The sequence below is a fragment of the Streptomyces sp. NPDC007346 genome (assembly GCF_040703535.1).
GTDB lineage: Bacteria > Actinomycetota > Actinomycetes > Streptomycetales > Streptomycetaceae > Streptomyces.
In genome coordinates, this window is the sequence record NZ_JBEYKR010000138.1 from 1 (window position 1) to 18,655 (window position 18,655).

16 protein-coding genes, 1 tRNA gene and 1 pseudogene are annotated in these 18,655 nt (G+C 72.5%); 12 read left to right on the plus strand and 6 right to left on the minus strand.

Annotated features, from left to right (window positions below):
- The first annotated feature begins 342 nt into the window (after nucleotides 1-342).
- Nucleotides 343-1,203: a fumarylacetoacetate hydrolase family protein gene (locus tag AB0917_RS27470; RefSeq protein ID WP_366822364.1), complete on the plus strand. Its 861-nt coding sequence runs from the start codon at nucleotides 343-345 to the stop codon at nucleotides 1,201-1,203.
- Nucleotides 1,204-1,360: 157 nt separating this feature from the next.
- Here AB0917_RS27470 and AB0917_RS27475 read toward each other — a convergent pair whose 3' ends face one another.
- Both AB0917_RS27475 and AB0917_RS27480 read right to left on the minus strand, forming a co-directional pair.
- Nucleotides 1,361-1,840 carry a heme-degrading domain-containing protein gene (locus AB0917_RS27475; protein ID WP_366822365.1) on the minus strand — a complete coding sequence of 160 codons (480 nt, stop codon included), beginning with the start codon at nucleotides 1,838-1,840 and terminating at the stop codon, nucleotides 1,361-1,363.
- Nucleotides 1,837-2,937 (minus strand): Gfo/Idh/MocA family oxidoreductase, encoded by a 1,101-nt coding sequence (locus tag AB0917_RS27480; RefSeq protein ID WP_366822366.1) that lies wholly within the window; start codon nucleotides 2,935-2,937, stop codon nucleotides 1,837-1,839. Before AB0917_RS27480 ends, AB0917_RS27475 begins: the two co-directional genes overlap by 4 nt.
- Before the next feature lie 73 nt (nucleotides 2,938-3,010).
- On the opposite strand from AB0917_RS27480, the gene AB0917_RS27485 reads away from it, so the two are divergent.
- Nucleotides 3,011-4,123 carry an ROK family transcriptional regulator gene (locus AB0917_RS27485; protein WP_366822367.1) on the plus strand — a complete coding sequence of 371 codons (1,113 nt, stop codon included), beginning with the start codon at nucleotides 3,011-3,013 and terminating at the stop codon, nucleotides 4,121-4,123.
- Nucleotides 4,124-4,151: 28 nt separating this feature from the next.
- Here AB0917_RS27485 and AB0917_RS27490 read toward each other — a convergent pair whose 3' ends face one another.
- Nucleotides 4,152-4,565, minus strand: a complete 414-nt coding sequence (locus AB0917_RS27490) for a hypothetical protein (protein WP_366822368.1) — start codon at nucleotides 4,563-4,565, stop codon at nucleotides 4,152-4,154.
- A 93-nt stretch (nucleotides 4,566-4,658) separates the two neighbouring features.
- Here AB0917_RS27490 and AB0917_RS27495 point away from each other — a divergent pair, with 93 nt between their 5' ends.
- The 9 genes from AB0917_RS27495 to AB0917_RS27535 all read left to right on the plus strand — a co-directional run bounded on the left by AB0917_RS27495 (nucleotide 4,659) and on the right by AB0917_RS27535 (nucleotide 13,700).
- Complete coding sequence (locus AB0917_RS27495) at nucleotides 4,659-5,363, plus strand: TetR/AcrR family transcriptional regulator (protein ID WP_366822369.1); 705 nt, start codon at nucleotides 4,659-4,661, stop codon at nucleotides 5,361-5,363.
- 150 nt (nucleotides 5,364-5,513) lie between these two features.
- The gene (locus tag AB0917_RS27500; protein ID WP_366822370.1) at nucleotides 5,514-6,800 is read left to right on the plus strand and encodes a peptidase; all 1,287 of its coding nucleotides are present in this window, start codon (nucleotides 5,514-5,516) and stop codon (nucleotides 6,798-6,800) included.
- A gap of 72 nt (nucleotides 6,801-6,872) precedes the next feature.
- Nucleotides 6,873-7,640 carry a GntR family transcriptional regulator gene (locus AB0917_RS27505; RefSeq protein ID WP_366822371.1) on the plus strand — a complete coding sequence of 256 codons (768 nt, stop codon included), beginning with the start codon at nucleotides 6,873-6,875 and terminating at the stop codon, nucleotides 7,638-7,640.
- Between the two features lie 270 nt (nucleotides 7,641-7,910).
- Nucleotides 7,911-9,035, plus strand: coding sequence for a TIGR03364 family FAD-dependent oxidoreductase (locus AB0917_RS27510; protein WP_366822372.1), 1,125 nt, complete (start codon nucleotides 7,911-7,913; stop codon nucleotides 9,033-9,035).
- Nucleotides 9,036-9,052: 17 nt separating this feature from the next.
- Nucleotides 9,053-9,757: a phosphonatase-like hydrolase gene (locus AB0917_RS27515; RefSeq protein WP_366822373.1), complete on the plus strand. Its 705-nt coding sequence runs from the start codon at nucleotides 9,053-9,055 to the stop codon at nucleotides 9,755-9,757.
- A gap of 334 nt (nucleotides 9,758-10,091) precedes the next feature.
- A complete protein-coding gene (locus AB0917_RS27520) occupies nucleotides 10,092-10,898 on the plus strand; it encodes an HAD-IIA family hydrolase (protein ID WP_366822374.1) in 807 nt (268 codons plus the stop codon).
- Between the two features lie 102 nt (nucleotides 10,899-11,000).
- Complete coding sequence (locus tag AB0917_RS27525; protein ID WP_366822375.1) at nucleotides 11,001-11,561, plus strand: hypothetical protein; 561 nt, start codon at nucleotides 11,001-11,003, stop codon at nucleotides 11,559-11,561.
- A gap of 1 nt (nucleotide 11,562) precedes the next feature.
- Entirely contained in the window at nucleotides 11,563-12,231 is a 669-nt protein-coding gene (locus AB0917_RS27530) for a class F sortase (protein ID WP_366822376.1), read from the plus strand.
- 422 nt (nucleotides 12,232-12,653) lie between these two features.
- Entirely contained in the window at nucleotides 12,654-13,700 is a 1,047-nt protein-coding gene (locus AB0917_RS27535; RefSeq protein WP_366822377.1) for a glycoside hydrolase family 6 protein, read from the plus strand.
- Nucleotides 13,701-13,811: 111 nt separating this feature from the next.
- Here AB0917_RS27535 and AB0917_RS27540 read toward each other — a convergent pair whose 3' ends face one another.
- The 3 genes from AB0917_RS27540 to AB0917_RS27550 form a co-directional block, all read right to left on the minus strand.
- Nucleotides 13,812-15,746, minus strand: coding sequence for a kelch motif-containing protein (locus tag AB0917_RS27540; RefSeq protein WP_366822378.1), 1,935 nt, complete (start codon nucleotides 15,744-15,746; stop codon nucleotides 13,812-13,814).
- Complete coding sequence (locus tag AB0917_RS27545) at nucleotides 15,743-17,668, minus strand: cellulose synthase catalytic subunit (RefSeq protein ID WP_366822379.1); 1,926 nt, start codon at nucleotides 17,666-17,668, stop codon at nucleotides 15,743-15,745. The genes AB0917_RS27540 and AB0917_RS27545 overlap by 4 nt, the downstream gene beginning before the upstream one ends.
- A gap of 522 nt (nucleotides 17,669-18,190) precedes the next feature.
- A tRNA-Lys gene (locus tag AB0917_RS27550) sits at nucleotides 18,191-18,264 on the minus strand.
- A gap of 206 nt (nucleotides 18,265-18,470) precedes the next feature.
- Between AB0917_RS27550 and AB0917_RS27555 the strand changes: the two are divergent.
- Nucleotides 18,471-18,655, plus strand: a pseudogene (locus AB0917_RS27555) (hypothetical protein); the annotation flags it as partial.

The window sequence follows — 18,655 nt, forward strand, 5'->3', positions numbered from 1 at the left end:
CCTCGTGACTGCACGCCGTGCCGGGCATCGTGACGGCTTCCCGCGCCGGGCATCGTGACGGTTCCCCGCGCCGGGCATCGTGACGGTTCCCCGCGCCGGGCATCGTGACGGTTCCCCGCGCCGGGCATCATGACGGTTCCCCGCGCCGGGCCACCGCCCGTCGTCACCGCGCCGAGGCACCCTACGAGGCCACCGCCCCCGACCACCGCCCGCCGTCACCGCGCCGGTCCACTGCGTGAACGAGGCCTTGCGGAGTGATCGCAACTCTTGGAGGATCGGCCGAGCCCGTCGCCGGCCGCAACCCGCCGAAGGGCCCCACCTCGAACAAGAGGAGTTGGACCGTTGAAGCTGCTTCGAGTCGGTACGGCGGGCGCGGAGCGCCCCGCGCTTCTCGACCGCGACGGGACTCTGCGTGATCTGTCGGGGATCATCCCCGACATCGACGGCGAGCTGCTCGCCGACGCCTCCGCCCTCGCCCGGGTACGGACGGCCGCCGACACCCCCGGTGTGCTGCCCGCCCTCGACCCGGCGGGACTGCGCGTCGGGCCGCCGCTGGGGCGCATCGGCAAGATCGTGTGCATCGGGCTGAACTACCACGACCACGCCACCGAGACCGGGGCGGCCGTCCCGGTGGAGCCGATCCTGTTCTTCAAGGCCCCCGACACCGTCGTCGGGCCCGAGGACACGGTGCTCGTGCCGCGCGGCAGCCGTAAGACGGACTGGGAGGTGGAGCTCGCCGTGGTCATCGGGCGCACCGCCCGCTACCTGGCCTCCGCCGAGGAGGGGCTCGCCCATGTCGCCGGGTACGCCACCGCGCACGACGTCTCGGAGCGCGAGTTCCAGATCGAGCGCGGCGGCACCTGGGACAAGGGCAAGAACTGCGAGACGTTCAACCCGCTGGGCCCCTGGCTCGTGACCGCCGACGAGGTGCCCGACCCGCAGGCCCTGCCGCTGCGCCTGTGGGTCAACGGCGAGCTGAAGCAGAACGGCTCCACCGCCGACCAGATCTTCCCGGTGGGTGAAGTCGTCCGCTATCTCAGCCACTTCATGACGCTCTACCCGGGGGACGTGATCAACACCGGTACGCCCGCCGGGGTCGCGATGGGGCAGCCCGAGCCCAAGCCGTACCTGAAGGCGGGGGACGTGGTGGAGCTGGAGGTGGAGGGGCTCGGCCGGCAGCGGCAGGAGCTGAAGGACGCGTGAGCCGTCGGCCTGGGGGCGCGGGAGCCGTGAGCTGAAGGGAGCCGCGCCTGAGCCGTGGGCCCGAGGACGCCTGAAGCCCGTGAGCCGTCGGCCTGACGAGGGAGGGGCGCCGTCACTCCTCCGGTGACGGCGCCCCCGGCCCCGTACCGCCCGCCCCTCACGCCCCCGGCGTCGCCGTGAACTGCTCCAGCGCCTCGACCACCATGGCGTGGTCCTCCGCCTGCGGCAGCCCGGAGACGGTGACCGTGCCGATCACGCCCGCCCCCTCCACCGCGATCGGGAACGAACCGCCGTGCGCGGCGTACGCGTCCGGGTCCAGGCGGGACGACTCCTCGAACGTCGTCCCCTTCGAGCGGAACCGGGTGCCGACCAGGTACGAGCTCTCGCCGTACCGCTCGACCACCGCACGCTTGCGGTCGATCCACGCGTCGTTGTCCGCACTCGAACCCGGCAGCGCCGCGTGGAACAACTGCTGTGCCCCGCGCCGGATGTCGATCGCGACCGGCGCGTGCCGCTCCCGGGCGAGTGCGACCAGCAGGCTGCCGAGCGCGAACGCGTCGTCGTAGCCGAAGTGGGGGAGGGTGAGCCGGCGCTCCTGGGCGATCAGCTCGGAGATCGTGGGGGAGGTGGTGCTCATGAGGTGTGCTGCTCCTCGTCGGACAGGGTGACGGTGATGCCCTCGCGGGCCGAGCGGCGCGCGGCTTCCAGGACGTCCAGGGTCGCCGCCGCCTGGAGCGCGGTGACCGGGTTCTCGCCGGTACCGCGCACGGCGGCGGTGACGGCGGCGTAGTACGCGGGGTAGTCGCCGGGGAGCGTACGGACGGGGGTGCCGCCGCCGGTCAGCGGGGACTCGCCGGAACCCAGCCGGCCCCACACCTCCTCGACCTCCTCGCCCCACGGCTCACCGGCCGCCGGGCGCCGGCCCTCGCGCAGGGCCGCCTCCTGGGGGTCGAGGCCGTACTTCACATAGCCCGCCACCGAGCCGAGCACCCGGAAGCGCGGGCCGAGCTGGGCCGTGGTGGCGCTCACGTACAGGTGCGAGCGGACGCCGTTCGCGTGCGTGATCGCGATGAACGTGTCGTCGTCGGCCGCCGCGCCCGGACGCCGTACGTCGGACTCGGCGTACACCCGCACCGCCGCCCCGAACAGCACCAGCGCCTGGTCGACGACGTGGCTGCCCAGGTCGTACAGCAGGCCGCCGATCTCCTCCGGGTCGCCCGACTCGCGCCAGCCGCCCTTCGGCTGCGGGCGCCAGCGCTCGAACCGGGACTCGAAGCGCTGCACCTCGCCCAGCTCACCGTCGGCGATCAGGGCCCGGAGCGTGCGGAAGTCGTTGTCCCACCGGCGGTTCTGGAAGACCGAGAGCAGCAGCCCGCGCTCCTCGGCGAGGGCCGCCAGCTCGCGCGCCTGCGCCGCGGTCCCGGCGATCGGCTTGTCCACGACCACGGGCAGACCGGCCTCGAGGGCGGCCGTCGCGAGGGAGACGTGCGTCTTGTTCGGGGAGGCGATCACGACCAGGTCCAGCTCGTCCGCCCGCCCCCACAGCTCGTCCGGCGAGGCGGCGAGGGCGACTCCCGGACACGCGGCGCGGGCCTCGGCCCGGCGTTCCTCGTTCGACGTGACGACCGTGTCGAGGACCAGCCCCTCGGTCGCGGCGATCAACGGGGCGTGGAAGACGGAGCCGGCCAGGCCGTAGCCGACGAGGGCGACGCGGAGGGGGGCGTTGGCAGTCATGCGTTCCACTTAAGCAACGCTGTTGCCAAAGTGCAAGCGACCGGCACAATGGGGTGGTGAAGAGGAGCGAACCGTGAACGGGAGCCGGACGAGGACCCAGGCCGGGGTGAACCTGCCGGCCCTGCGCCACCACAACGCGGCACTGGTCCTGGGCCTGCTGCGGGCGGCCGGGGCGGAGGGCATCAGCCGGCTGGAGCTCGCCGAGCGCACCGGCCTCACCCCGCAGGCCGTCAGCAAGATCACCGCCCGGCTGCGGGCGGAGGGCCTGGCCGTCGGCGCGGGCCTGCGCCCCTCCACCGGCGGCAAGCCGCGTACGGTGCTCCGGCTGGTCCCCGACGCCCAGTTCGCCGTCGGCCTCCACCTGGACCGCGACGGGCTCACCGCCGTCCTGGCCGACCTCAGCGGCCGCTCGGTCGCGGTCACCACCGCCCCGCTCGACTTCGGCGCCCCGGCGGAGCAGGTGCTCGCCGGCGCGGCGGACGCCGTACGGGACCTGAGCGCGGCCGAGCCGCACAAGCCGGTGCTGGGGCTGGGGGTCGCCGTCCCCGGCCCGCTCGACCACCGGGAGGGCGTGCTGCACCGGGTCACCGGCTTCCCGCAGTGGGACGGCTACCCGCTGCGCGACGCGCTCGCCGAACGGACCGGGCTGCCGGTCACCGTCGACAAGGACACCAACGCCGCCGCCCTGGCCCTGGCTCTGGGCCCGGCGGGCGGGGGCGACTTCGCCTACCTCCACCTCGGTACGGGGCTCGGCGCCGGGCTCGTCCTGGGCGGCGAGGTGCACCGGGGCGCGCGGACGGGGGCGGGGGAGTTCGGCCACCAGACCCTCCAGCTGGACGGGCCCCCGTGCGAGTGCGGCGGGCGCGGCTGCGTCGAGGCCCTCTGCCTGGCCGCCGAGGCGCGCGGCGACCGCGCGGAGGCGGCCCGGGTCCTGGGCGCGGGCGCGGCGAACCTGGTCGGGCTCCTCGACATCGACCGGGTGGTGCTGGGCGGCCGGACGGTGGCGGCCGACGAGGACGCGTACGTACGGGGCGTCCGGGCCGTGATCGAGGAGCGGGCCGCCCGGGGCGGCGGTGGAGGCACGGTGGCCGTCACCGTCGCGGAGGGCGGGGACCGGCCCGTCGCGGAGGGGGCGGCCCAACTGGTGCTCGCGCCCGTGTTCGGGCGGGTGGGGGAGCGGGGGTAGCCGGGGTGGTTGGGGCGGCCGGTCCGGATCAGGCTGCGTGGTCCCCTGCGGGGGTGTCCGCGGCCGACGGTCGTACGGGGGTGGCGGCGGGCGCGCGTACCAGCAGGGCGGCGAGCGCGAGGGGCGCCACCGTCAGATACGCGACCCATATCTCGCCCCCGGCCGTGCTGCCCTGCCAGGCCGCCACCAGGGCGACGGCGCTCACCACCACCCAGCCGCCGTCGTAGGCGATCATCAGCCGCAGGCAGGTGGGCATCGGGCGGCGGCGGACGTAGGCGACCTCGATCCCGCCGCCGATCAGCAGGGCCACGCCCGAGGCGACCATCAGCCAGGCGGGCACCCCGAACACGTCGCTGAGCCGGTCACCGCCGAAGGCGAAGGCGGCGCCGAGCGCCACCTTGAACGCGCCGTCGCCGATGGCACCCGCGAGCATGCCTGTCATGAGTGTTCCTCCTCGAAGCCGAAGCCAGGCCGACCTGCTGCCCAACCGCACACACTTCCGTAATCTGATTACTAGGATAATCAAATTATGAGAATGACGAGAGCTGAAACCAAGGAACGCAACCGCCGCGCCCTCCTGGACGCCGCGTTCCACGCCGTCTCCCGGGACGGGCACCGCGCCCGGCTCGACGAGATCGCCGAGCGGGCCGGGCTGACCACCGGGGCCGTCTACTCGCTGTTCGGCAGCAAGAGCGGCCTGCTGGGGGCCCTGGTCACCGACTACCTCCAGCCGCACTACGAGGAGATCGAGCAGGCGGTCCCGGCCGACGCGGACCTCCTGGGGGCGGTCGACGCCTTCGCCCGGTACTACCGGCGGAGCTGCGACGCCGCCGACGCGCCGGCCGACCAGTCGTTGCAGTTCACCCTGTTGGACATGGCCCTGCACGACCCCGAGGTGGGCCCCCGGCTCGCCGAGTCGGTCCGGGCGGAGGAGAGCCGGCTGACCGCCCTGTTCACCGGCCGGCCGCACGAGGGCGCCCGCGTGACCCCGCGGCAGGCGCAACGCCTGACCACCGCGCTGCGGGCCGTGCTCATCGGCCTGAGCCAGGGCGTCCTGCTCGGCCTCGCGCCGGGCGCCGACGAGCGGTACTTCGCCGACACCGCCCGCGCCCTGGTCTCCGGCGCGAACCTCATCGACCACCCGGAGGCCGGGCCTGAGGGCGACACCGAAGCTGGTCCTGAGGCCGCCGCCGCAGCGGAACGCGAGGCCGCCCGCCGCCGCCGAGGTCCGACCTGCTGACCTGCTGACCTGCTGAGCGGGTGATCGGGTGATCGTATGGGCGGTGTCGGCATGTCGACTCCCGGACTCCGCGCGCGCGTGCTTGCGTCGGAGGCCACAACCGGCGGCCCCCGCCCCGGTCGTTCGCGAGCAGCGAAGGGTGTCCCCTCCATGTCCCCCAACTCCTGCGCGCGGCTGCGTGACGCCCGTGCGCTCGCCGCCCTCGGGCTGGCCGCCGGGATCGCGGTCCCCGCCGCGCTCCTGGGCGGCCCGCAGGCCGCCGCCCGCCCGGCCCCGGCCGCCCCCGCCGCCTCAGCGGCCCAGGCCGCCGACGAGCAGCCCGTCTGCGGGGATCCGGACGCCAAGGAGTTCCCCGTCGAGGCCCGTATCCAGGACGCCCCGAAGACGTACGCCTCCGGCGGCGGCTACGGCACCTGGTTCCTCGACCTCACCAACACCACCGACACCCCCTGCCGCGCCCTGCACCCGGTGCTCGTGCTCAACGACGAGGACCGCAAGCTGACCGCCGACCAGATCCAGCTGAAGTTCTCCGAGCCCGGCCGCCCCGGAACCGAACACCGGGTGACCTGGGAGACCACCGACCGCGACGAGCAGATCGGCGTCTTCGACGGCGGCGCCCCCGGCCCCGCCCGCGCGGAGGGCTCCGACGGCTCCGATGACGGCTTCCTCGGGTTCACCGTTCCCGCCGGGGGCACCATCGGCGTCCGGGTCCGGATGGCCTTCACCTCCGACACCCTCCCCGGCCGGGTCACCGCCCACGCCGCCGTCGTCCAGCGCCGCCACCAGGACAAGGCCAAGGGCGGCGGCCGCGAGGACGGCGACTGGGTGGGGGAGTCGGGGGCGTACCGGTTCGTGATCGTCGACGGTGCCACGGGCGAGGCCCCCCGGCCGGAGCGCACCCAGGAGGACAGCGACAGCCGTACGGACGTTCCTGCGGAACCCCGGCCCCGTACGGATGTGTCCGGGGGGCCCAGTCCCCGTGCGGAGGTGTCCGGGGAGGCCCGGCCCCGTACGGACGTCTCCGGGGAGCCTCGCCCCCATGCGGAGGTGTCCGGGGAGGCCAGTCCTCGTACGGACGTGTCTGCGGAGCCCCACCCTCGTACGGACGCGTCCCCCGGCGCCCCCACGCCCGCCCACACCTCCACGGCGCCCGGCAAGGAGCCCGCCCCGGACGCCAGCTCCCGCAGCTCTCCCAGCTCTCCCAGCTCCCCCAACCCCTCCGGCCAGCCGGACAGTTCGGTGCCTCCCCGGGTGGACGGCGGCGGCGAGGAGCGGCCCGCGCGTCCGCCGCACTACGTCACCGGGCGCCCGCTCCCCGAACTCGCCCGCACCGGACCCGAGCTCCTGCCCTGGGCCGCGGCCGCCGCCGGAGCGCTCGTCCTCTGCGGCGCGGCCCTCGTGGCGAAGGGGCACCGGATGCGCCGGACAGCGGGCTGACCGCGCCCGCCGACCCGAGCCCGGCCACCCTGCTCACCAGCACCGTTCACCTGGGTCTGCCACCATCGGGCGGTGGACTACCCGAACGACCAGGTACCTGGCGCACCGATCCGATCCGGCATCCCGGAGCACGGCCGCATCCCCAGGTACTACGCCGTCAAGGCTCAGATCTCGCTGCTCCTCGACGAGTTGGGCGAAGGAGGACTCCTGCCCACCGAACGGGACCTCGCCCTGCGCCACGAGGTGTCGCGCGAGACCGTCCGGCAGGCGCTGCGTGAACTCCTGCTGGAGGGGCGGCTGCGGAGGCAGGGGCGCGGGACCGTCGTCGCCGGGCCCAAACTGGAGCAGCCGCTCTCGCTCGCCAGCTACACCGAAGGGGTCCGGCGCCAGGGCAGGCGTCCTGGCCGGCACCTCATCGGGCTGGAACGCTTCCCCTGCCCCGATGCGCTCGCCGCGGAGATCGGGGTGGGCCGGGGCGACCCCGTCTGGCACCTGGAGCGCGTGCTGCTCGCCGACGACGAGCGGGTCGGCCTGGAGAGCACGTACGTCGGCGTCGCCCGACTCCCGCGGCTGGACGTGGAGTTCGACCCCGACTCCTCCTTTTACGCCTACCTCCGCGACCGGCTCGGCATCGCGTTCGGGGACGCCGACGAGCGGATCGAGACCGTGCTCGCCACCCCCCGCGAGGCCCTGCTCATCGGGGCCCAGCCGGCCCTGCCGATGCTCCTGCTCCACCGGCTCTCCCGGGACACGGAGGGGCGGCCACTGGAGCGGGTGCGGACGCTGTTCCGGGGGGACCGGTTCTCCTTCACCACGCATCTGGGTGGCGGAGCCCGGTAGTTCACCACGCAACTGGGTGGCGGAGCCCGGTAGTTCACTGCGCATCTGGGTGGCAGTGTCCGGTAGTTCACCACGCAACTGGGTCACGGAGCCCGATAGTTCGCCACGCATCTGGGGGCGGCGGCGCCCGGGAGTGACGGAATCGAAGGTCACGGCCGACCTCTTCGGTAACTAAAACATAACGGGTCTAGGCCAAGCTTGGGGGGCCGTTCACCGCCCCGTGGCCGACCGGACGCGTCCGGGACACCCGCCCCGAGGAGCGTGGCCGCCGTGAGAGTCATCGTCGTAGGAGCCGGCGTGGTGGGAACCATGCACGCCTGGCACGCAGTCGCCCGCGGCCACGAGGTCGTACAGATCGAGCGCGAGAGCGAGGCGCGCGGGGCATCGCTCCGCAATTTCGGACAGATCTGGGTCAGCGGCCGGGCCGGTGGCGAGGAGCTGGAAACCGCCCTGCGGGCACGGGAGTTGTGGGAGGGCATGGGGCAGCGGGTGCCGGGGCTGGGCTTCCGGACCTGCGGTTCGCTCACCCCGCTGCGGACCGGGGACGAGATCGCCGTCGCCGAGGCCGCCGTCGCCCGGCCCGACGCCGCCGCGCGCGGCTACCGGCTGCTCACCGCCGAGGAGGCCCGCGCCCTCAACCCCGCCCTGCGCGGGGAGTTCACCGCCGCCCTGTGGTGCGAGCGGGATGCGGCGGTCGAGCCGCGTACCGCCCAACTCGCCCTGAAGAGGGAGCTGCTGGGCTCCGGTCGGTACACCTACCTCGGTGGCCGTGAGGTCCGCGACGTCGTCGGCGCCGCCTCCGTGCGCGACGACCACGGTGACGTCCACACCGGTGACGCCGTGATCCTCGCGACCGGCGCCTGGCTCGGCGGGCTCGTCCGCGAGCTGGCCGGGCCCGACCTGCCCGTGCGCCGGGTCCGGCTCCAGATGATGCAGACCGACCCGCTGGGCGAACCCCTGACCACCTCGGTCGCCGACGCCGACAGCTTCCGCTACTACCCCGCGTACCGTGGTGCGGCGCTCGACGCCCTCAACGCCCGCCGGCCACAGGGCCCGGTCGCCGCCGAGCACCGCATGCAGCTGCTCATGGTGCAGCGTGGTGACGGCGGGCTGACCATCGGGGACACCCACGAGTACGAGCACCCCTTCGCCTTCGACACCGTCGAGGAGCCGTACGAGCACCTCACCCGGGTCGTCGAGGCCTTCCTCGGCCGCCCGCTGCCCCGCGTCAGGCGCCGCTGGGCGGGCGTCTACGCCCAGTGCACCGACACCGCACGCGTCGTCCACCGCAGGCAGGTGCGCGACGGGGTCTGGCTGGTGACCGGGCCCGGCGGCCGGGGCATGACGTGCTCGCCCGCCATCGCCGAGACGACCGCCGACGAACTGGGCTGGTGAAGAGAGTGGATGCAGCCATGCGGACAGCGGACAACAACCCCTTCGGCCTCGTCGTCCTCGACATGGCCGGGACCACCGTCGCCGACGGCGGCCTCGTCGAGCAGGCCTTCTCCGCCGCCGCCGAACGACTGGGCGTACGGCCCGGATCGGAGGAGCACGCCGACCAACTCGCCTACGTACGCGCCACCATGGGCGAGTCGAAGATCTCCGTCTTCCGGCACCTCTTCGGGGACGAGGAGAAGGCCCGGTACGCCAACACCGCCTTCGAGGAGGCGTACGGGGCCCTCGTCGACGGGGGCCGCGTCGCACCGGTCCCCGGTGCGCGGGAAGCCGTCGAGCGCCTCACCGCCGAGGGCCGGACCGTCGTCCTGACCACCGGGTTCGCCCGCACCACCCAGGACGCCATCCTCGCGGCCCTCGGCTGGCAGGACCTGGTCCCCCTCACGCTGTGCCCCGCCGACGCGGGCGGCCGGGGGCGCCCCTGCCCGGACATGGTCCTGGCGGCCTTCCTGCGCACGGGTGCGGTGGACGACGTGCGCCGGATCGTGGTGGCCGGGGACACCTCGTACGACATGCTCAGCGGCGTACGCTCCGGCGCCGGGCTCGTCGCGGGTGTCCTCACCGGCGCCCACGACCGCGACCGGCTGGACCGGCACGGCGCGACCCACGTCCTCGGGTCCGTCGCCGAGCTGCCGGACCTCATCGCGCGGGCCGAGGCATGAGCGCCGGGGCCCCCGCCGCGCCCAGCGGCATCCGGTTCGACGGGGTGAGCGTCGCGTACGGGGAGAACACCGTCCTGACCGGCTCGACCTCACCGCCGCCCCCGGAGCCACCGCCCCCGGAGCCACCGCCCCCCTCTGCGTCCGGCCGCACCTGGTCGGCGTCCCGGCCGGGGCCAGCAACGTGAGCTTCCGGTTCCACCGCACCGGACGGCAACAACTGGTACCGGGTGATCGGCGGGGTCAAGATCACCGCAGGCTAATTATGCTGGGGGTGCCGGGACGGCGTGGTCCGGGCACCCCCAGCGTGCAGTACGTACGGCAGGAGTCCCGACACATGGCCGACCGCAAGCCGATCACTTCCTGGCTCACCGACATGGACGGCGTCCTCATCCACGAGGGCACCCCGATCCCCGGCGCCGACGCCTTCATCAAGCGGCTGCGGGATTCCGGGCTCCCCTTCCTCGTCCTCACCAACAACTCCATCTACACCGCGCGCGACCTGCACGCCCGCCTCAGCCGCATGGGGCTGGACGTGCCCGTGCAGAACATCTGGACCTCCGCCCTGGCCACCGCCCAGTTCCTGGACGACCAGCGCCCCGGCGGCACCGCGTACGTCATCGGCGAGGCCGGGCTCACCACCGCGCTGCACGACATCGGGTACGTGCTGACCGACCACGCCCCGGACTACGTGGTGCTCGGCGAGACCCGTACGTACAGCTTCGAGGCGCTCACCAAGGCGATCCGGCTGATCAACGCCGGCGCCCGGTTCATCTGCACCAACCCGGACGAGACCGGGCCGTCCGCCGAGGGCCCGCTGCCCGCCACCGGCTCGGTCGCCGCCCTGATCACCAAGGCCACCGGCAAGGAGCCGTACTTCGCGGGCAAGCCCAACCCGCTGATGATGCGGACCGGGCTGAACGCCATCGGCGCCCACTCCGAGACCAGCGCCATGATCGGCGACCGGATGGACACCGACGTCCTGGCGGGTCTGGAGGCGGGGATGCAGACGTTCCTCGTCCTCACCGGCCTGACGACGGTCGCGGACATCGACCGCTACCCGTTCCGGCCGTCCACCGTCGTCGAGTCCATCGCGGACCTGGTCGACCTCATCGACCTGCCGGACCAGGCCGACAGCCGCTGACCCGAAGGGGCCGCGTCCGCAGTCGCCCGAGCGTCGCTCGAATGGGGGACTGCGGATGCGGGCCGCCACCGCAGGCGTGAACCTTCCCGTAGGAGGTTCACGATGCGTTCCATGCCCATCACGTTCTGTGCCGCGGCGGCGGCCACGCTCATAGCCCTGCCCGTGTCCGCCGCTCAGGCATCCCCGGCCGTCCGGGCCGGCGACGACGCCCGCGGCACCGTCTCGGTCACCCCGTCCACCATCGCCCCGGGCGGGCAGGTGGAGCTGTGGACCGACGTCTGCGGCAAGGGCCGCCAGGCCAGGGGCGACTCCGACGCCTTCGTCTCGGAGGCCCACTTCGCGCCCGCCGACGACAAGGGCCTCTTCGCCGAGGCCGCCATCCGCTCCGACGCCGCACCCCGCACCTACGACGTCCGGGTGACGTGCAAGGACGGCAAGGGCAGGGCGACCGGCACCCTCACCGTCATCCACCACACCCGGCCCTCGCCCGTGGCCCCCGTCAAGGCGGGCGGCGGAGGCACCGCCACCCTCGCCGAGCGGGAGGCGGAGTCCGAGGGCCCCGGCACCCGGCACGCGGTGATCGGTCTGGTGCTCGCCGCCGTCGCCTCCGTGGCCGTCGCCCTGCGCTCCACGCGCCGCCGCCGCGACCCGGCCTCGGAGTGACGTGTCCGCCCCGGACCGCCCGGCAGGCACCGGGCGACTGCTCACCGGAGTGGCCTGGGCCGTGCTGCTGCTCGGCCTCTGGCTCTGGGGGCGCGACGCGTCGGGCGGGATGTCGGCCCCGACCACCGGCGACGTCGCCGCGGTCGGCCGCCCCCTGGGGGCCCCGCTGCCCCCGGCGCGCGAACCGCTCGACGGCGTGGCCCCGCGCAGCGTGCAGGTCCCCTCGGTCGGGATCGACGCCCCGGTCGTCCCGCGCGGCCTCGACCAGGACGGGGCCATCGACCCGCCCCCGTACGACCTGCCGCAGACCGCCGGCTGGTACGGCAGGGGCACCGAGCCCGGCGCCGAGGGGGCGGCCCTGCTGGTCGGCCATGTCGACACCGAGACCAAGCCGGCCGTCTTCTACGGGCTCAGCGCCGTCCGGCCGGGCGAGAAGGTCCGGGTGACCCGGGCCGACGGCGGTGTCGCCGAGTTCACCGTGGACGACGTCCAGGTCGTCACCCGGGAGCGCTTCGACGCCGAGAAGGCGTACGGGCCCCGCGTGGACGGCCGGGCGGAGCTGCGGCTGATCACCTGCGGCGGGACGTACGACCGGAAGTCCCGCTCCTACACGGCGAACGTGATCGTGTCCGCCTACCTCACCGGAGCGCGGGACGCCCGGGACGTGTAGGACGCCCGCACGGGCAGGGCCTCAGGGCGCCCGCGTGGGCAGGGGTCCGGTCCGCGAAGGGCACCCCGGCCCGGTCGGCCGCCCCTCCCGGGGCGCGCCGTCCGGGCCGGCCTCGACCGCGTGCGCCGGGCCGCGGGAGTTGCCCGGCGCGGTACGGGAGGTCCGTGCGGTACGGGGACGCTCTCTGCCGCCACTGTAGGGGGACGAGTTCCGCCCAGGCACCGGTTTTCCACAGGATGTCCGGAACTCAGTGCCTCTGTGTGACCGTTGTACGGGCGGGGCACCAGCCCGCCGTCACCGCCGCTGGGCGGGGCCGGGCGCCCCACGGGGCCGAGGGACCGCTGTGCCAGGATGGAGCGGACCGGCAGCACATCGGTGCACCCGTGAGAGACAGTACGAGCAGTGCACCCAAGGGGGAGTGGATGTACGGCAGTCACACCGGCCGGTCCCAGGCGCGCAGACGCACGACGGCAGGCTTCAGGGCGACCGGTACGGCGGCGGCACTCTGCGCCGTCCTCGCGCTGACCGGCTGCTCCGGCGACGGGGAGAGCGACCAGGAGAGCGCCCCGGTCGTCGAGCAGCAGCCCAAGGCCCAGGACCCGTACTGGGTGAACCCCGACGGCAACGCCGCCCGGCAGGTCACCGCGTACGAGAAGGACGGCGACGAGGCGAACGCCGAGCTGATCCGGAAGATCGCCCAGCAGCCGGTCGGCGAGTGGGTGCGCCCGGACGACGCGGAGAGCGAGGTGAGGCGCGTCACCGAGGCGGCCGCGAAGGCCGACCGGGACGCGCTGCTCGTCCTCTACAACATCCCCCACCGCGACTGCGGCCAGTTCTCCAAGGGCGGCGCCGCCGACGCCGACGCCTACCGCGCCTGGCTGGACAGCGTGGCCAAGGGGATCGGGGACCGCCCGGCGACCGTGATCCTGGAGCCGGACGCCCTGCTCCACCTGGTCGACGGCTGCACGCCCCAGGAGTTCCACGAGGAGCGCTACGACCTGCTCAAGGGCGCCATCCAGCGGCTGAAGCAGCAGCCCGCCACCACGGTCTACCTGGACGCGGGCAACGCGGGCTGGCAGTCGCCCGAGACCCTGTTCCAGCCGCTGCGGCGGGCGGGCATCGAGGCGGCGGACGGCTTCTCGCTCAACGTCTCCAACTTCCAGACGACGGCCGTCAGTACGGAGTTCGGCAAGAAGCTGTCGGCGAAGATCGGCGGCAAGCCCTTCGTCATCGACACCAGCCGCAACGGCAACGGCCCCTACCAGGGCGGCGACCCGGCCGAGACCTGGTGCAACCCGCCCGGCCGCGCGCTGGGCGAGGCCCCGACCACGCAGACCGGCGACGAGCTGGTCGACGCCTACCTGTGGATCAAGCGCCCCGGCGAGTCCGACGGCGACTGCAAGGGCGGCCCGAAGGCGGGCGACTGGTGGCCGGAGTACGCACTGGACCTGGCCCGCGCCACGAAGTAGCCGCTCCCCGGGAGCACGGCCCGAGCAGCACGGAGGCCGCGCTCCGGGAGAGCGGCTCTCCCGGGACGCGGCCTCCGTACGGGCCGGTGCCGTACGTGTGCGTACGTACGCCTACGGCACCTCCACCCACATCCCCTCGGACGGGGTGCCCTTCTCGTCGGTGACGAACAGCATGTACCAGCCCGCCGGCACCAGCGCCCGGTTCTTCGGCACGGTCACGGTGACCGAGTCCGCCGACTTCTCCAGCTCCAGCTCGATGGTGCGCTGGTCGGTGTCGGTGACATGGGTGACCGCGGAGGGCCGCATCAGCTTCGCCGAGGTGATCGAGGAGGCGTGCTGCGTGGTGAACATGCCGGTCCCGCCGCGCTCGATGCTCTTGGGCCCGGCCGTCAGCTCCGGCCGGGAGTCCCGGTAGAGGTAGGGCGGGGTGTAGATCTCGATGCGCTGGTCGAAGACGCCGGGCCGGGTGTTGGCCTCGTCCCCGAAGAGCGGGTCCGAGCCGAAGATCATGACCCGGCCGTCCGGCAGCAGTACGGACCCCGAGTGGTAGTTGCGGCCCACCGCCGGGTCCGCGACCCGCTTGTACGTGTCCGTCTTCGCGTCGTACAGCCGGGCCTGGAGCACGTCCGAGTTGCTGCGCCCGCGGTAGTCGCTGGAGCCGCCGGTGACGAGCAGCGAGTCGTCGGGGAGCAGGGAGGCGCTGGGGTAGCGGGTGCCCTCGGAGAGCGAGGCGCCGTCGGTGAACTTCGGGTTCTTCTCCCGGAGGTCGACCAGCCGGGACTTCTCGCTGGACTTCTCCGACTCGCCGACCCCGCCGCCGCCGATCACCATGAACCTCTCGTCCTGGGCGGGAGGCAGCCGTACGGTCGCCGAGGTCTCCATCTGGTCCGGGTCGCTGAGCCCGGGGATCTTCGTGAACTTGTTGGTGGACAGGTCCCAGACGCCCGGGTCGCGGCCCACGTCCGCCGGACCGTACCCGGCGTTGGAGCCGGAGTAGAACAGCTTGCCGTCGTTGAGGAGGAAGACCGCCGGATAGGTGGGGAACCGCCGTTCGATGCCGGTGTACTCCCACTCCTTGGTCTCCGGGTCGTAGATCTCGTCCTTGCCCGGTACGATCTGCCCGATCTCGTCCAGACCCGAGAGCGCGAGGACCTTGCCGTCCTCCAGCGTCGTCAGGGTCGGGTACCAGCGGGCCTCGTTCATCGGGTCGACGGTGATGTACTTCTCCGCGACCGGGTCGAACTCGAAGGCCTCCCGGATGCCCTGGAAGTCCTTCTTGTCCAGGGCCAGCTTCTGGGCGATCCCGTAGACGTTGCGGGTGTCGGAGCCGGAGAGGCCCGCGACCCGGTAGTTGTCCTCGGTCCCGGTCTCGTACTTCTTGCCGGTCTTCTGCGCCTCGACGTAGATCCGGCCGAGGCCCGGGTCGTTGCGGAGGAAGGCGCCGGTCTCCTCGTCGAAGACCTTGGTGGCCTTCTCCACCAGCACCGGGTCCTTGGAGATGAACGTCTTGCCGTTCTCCTTGCCGGTGAAGCGGGTGCCCGCGGGCAGGGTGATCGGCTTGTCCGGGTCCTCGTTGTGGACGATCATCAGGCCGCCGGCCTTGGTGACGTCGCCCTGGAGCTTCTCGTAGCGCTTGGTGCCGCCGGCTATGAGGAGCTTGCCGTCGGGCAGCTGGGTGTGGCCGGCGCAGAACATGTCCTCGGGTGTGGGGATGTTCTTGAAGGCGTTCGTCTTCGGGTCCCACAGCACCGAGCGGAAGCTCTTGGCGTCGAAGTTCTTCTGGTTGTTCCCGGAGCCCGCGACGAGCAGCACCTTGCCGGTGTGCAGCAGCGCCGCGTGGATCGCGTTGACCTTGTACTCGGAGGGGACGTCCAGGAAGTCCCAGTGGCCGTTGGCCGCCTTGTACTCCGGCTTGTTGATCTTGTAGTCGTGGTAGCGCTCGGTGCTGAAGCGGTACAGCCATGGCCCGTTCGCCCCCGCGAGCGCGAGGACCACCACCGCGCTGATCGCCAGGCGGCGGGTACGGCGGCTCGGACGGTACTTCATTTCTTACGTCCCCCAAGGGCGATCTGCAGGGTCTGGTCATTGCCGGGCGCGTCGGGCCGTGGCGGGGCCGGATGCTGCGGGCCGGAAGGCCGGCCGCCGCCGCGATGGGCTCCACCGCCTCGGCGCTTCTTCTTCTCGGCGCGGATCGTGTACCGCCAGCCGATGACCGGCGCGACGGTGATCAGCAGGGCGAGCGAGGCCCAGGTCAGCATGGCGGGGTGGCTGTTGCCGAAGAAGAACGCGGAGACCATCGACGCGGCGAAGACGAAGACGAAGAACAGGTGGATCCGGAAGGTGCCGAAGAGGGTGTCCGGGCTGGAGGAGTCCCCCTTGGGGGTCACCACGAACGAGCTCTTGCGGCGCAGGACCGCGTCCATCAGCGAGCGCGCGTAGATCGGCGCGGAGAGCGCGGACATCAGCATGCCGGCCAGTCCGCCGGAGCCCTCGGGCTCGTGCGGCGAGACGTTGTGGCGGCGGTTCCAGACGTAGAGGCCGATCTGGAGCGCGGAGGCGTTCCCGTACAGCATCATCCAGATGACCGGGTCGATCTGGACACCGGAGGCGCCCATGCCGAGGAACAGGGCGCAGCTGAGGGCCGCGAGGATCCAGTTCAGGGCCGACATCGGGTAGAAGATGATCATCATCGTGTAGTTGAAGAGCTTGCCGGGGGGCATCGTGCCGAAGCCCTTCCAGAACTGCCCGATGATCGTCTCGTACGTCCCGCGCGACCAGCGCAGCTGCTGGGTGAAGAAGTCCGTCCACGCGGTCGGGCCCTCACCGACCGCCAGCACGTCCGGGGTGTAGACCGAGCGCCACTTCTTGCCCGTGGCCGGGTTGCGGTGGCGGTGGATCTCGAAGCCGGTGGCCATGTCCTCGGTGATCGAGTCGTACAGACCGCCGATCTGCTTCAGCGCCGAGATGCGTACGGCGTTGCTCGTGCCGACGAACATGGGGGCGCCGTAGCGGTTGCCCGCGCGCTGGATCAGGGCGTGGAAGAGGAACTGCTGGGACTCGGCGGCCTTGGTGACGAAGGTGTCGTAGTTGCCGTAGACCTGCGGGCCGATGACGAAGCCGACGTCGGGGTCCTGGAAGTAGCCGAGCATCCGCTCCAGGTAGTTCGGCAGCGGGATGTGGTCGGTGTCGACCGAGGCGAAGAAGTCGTAGTTGCCGCCGTGCGCGTCCAGCCAGGCGTTGTAGTTGCCGTGCTTGGTCTTCGCGCGGTGCGGGCCCTTGGCCTGGTTCCAGTGGGCCACGCCCTTGCGGGAGAAGTGGTGCACACCGAGCCGGGCGCAGACCTCCTTGACCGCGGGGTCGTCGCCCTCGTCCAGCAGCCAGACGTGCATCAGGCCGCGGTGGCGGATCTTGACGGCCGCCTCCAGGGTCTTCGTCACCATCTCCAGCGGTTCCTTGCCGGGCACGAAGGAGGTGAGGAAGGCGACCTTGGTGCCGGCCTCCGGCACCACCGGGACGGGGTCCCGGGCGACGAGGGTGGCATGGGCGTTGGACAGGACGTTCAGCGTCCGGAACAGCTCGATCAGGCCGATGGAGACCAGCATGACGACGTCGAGCGCCAGCAGCAGGTCGTTGTCGAGGTTCGGGTCGCGCTCGGTCCAGTGGCCGGGCTGCATCAGCCAGGCGAAGAGGCCGAGCGAGACGAGCGGAGCCGCACCCAGCAGGAGCGCCGCGCGCACGCGGTGCGGCTCCTGGGATATCAGCGAGCGGTACTGGACCCGGTACGGCTTGCCCGCGGGGGGCTGCGTCAGCGGCCCGGCCAGGCGGCTGTAGTGCTCGTAGTCGTAGCGCGGCAGCTCTTTCTTGGCATGGCGGCGCGGCCTCCCGGTCCGTAGCTGCGGGGGTATCCGAAGCTGCGTGGTCCGGGAAGCGTCGTTCTCCTGCCGGTCGCCTGGCGGCGTCGACGTCATGGGTCATCCCCCCGCACGCACGCTGGTGCGTGATCGGTCCGTCACTCGGTGCTCGGTGGTTCCCCGTCCCTCACCGCGCATGCCCTCTGCGCGGGCCGGTGGCCGCGCAGACATGGAAGGCACATTCCGCTCGCATGATGCCCTCTCGGTGTCCGTCCGTGAACGGGACCCCCCACTCAGCGGCACACAAACGGAACATCACGTTCTGCTGATCCAACTGTACGGACCGGTCGCCCCCTTGGAGCCGAATGCTCCAGATAGATTGTCCGACAGTGGAGGCGCACGCAAGGATGGAATAGGCCTTTTCGCGGCCATCCGTACGGTTTGGGTGGTGCTTGTGGCAGGGGCGTGACGAAGTGGTGATGTAGGGCCGGTGGGCTCCCGGTCACCACGCCGTGACCGCCCGTGCTTCCGGCCTGCTTTCGGCGTCGCCGCGGGAGCGCACCGTACGGGTGTCACCGTTCGCGAGCCAAGAAATGATCAAGGCCCCCTCACGCTCGGTGAGGGGGCCTTGATGATGCGTGCGCCGTCAGGGACTCGAACCCCGGACCCGCTGATTAAGAGTCAGCTGCTCTAACCAACTGAGCTAACGGCGCCTGCTGACCTGGAGAACTCTACCCGACGTCCAGGGGTGCTCCGAACCATTTACCTGCCGCCACGCCCCGTCAGATGGTCGTTTTTTCGCATTGATCCGTCAAAATGCCTTATGTCGGGAGAGTTGAGACAGTGGCGTCCGTCGCAGCCGCGCCCAAAGATCTTGACGAGTGACGAGTGACGAGTGACGACTGCGGAGGGGAATCGCATGACTGTGCCGGTCTTCGAGGAGTACGAACCCGCCATCGACTGCGCCTGTGCGGGGTGCGCCCTGCGGCGGCGGACCGCCGCGCGGGCGGCGCAACCAGAGCCTGTCGGTGCTGTCGGGCGTGCTGCCGGCCGACGAGCTCAAGCGCCGCCTGGCCGATGCCGACGCGGCGGTGATCATGAAGC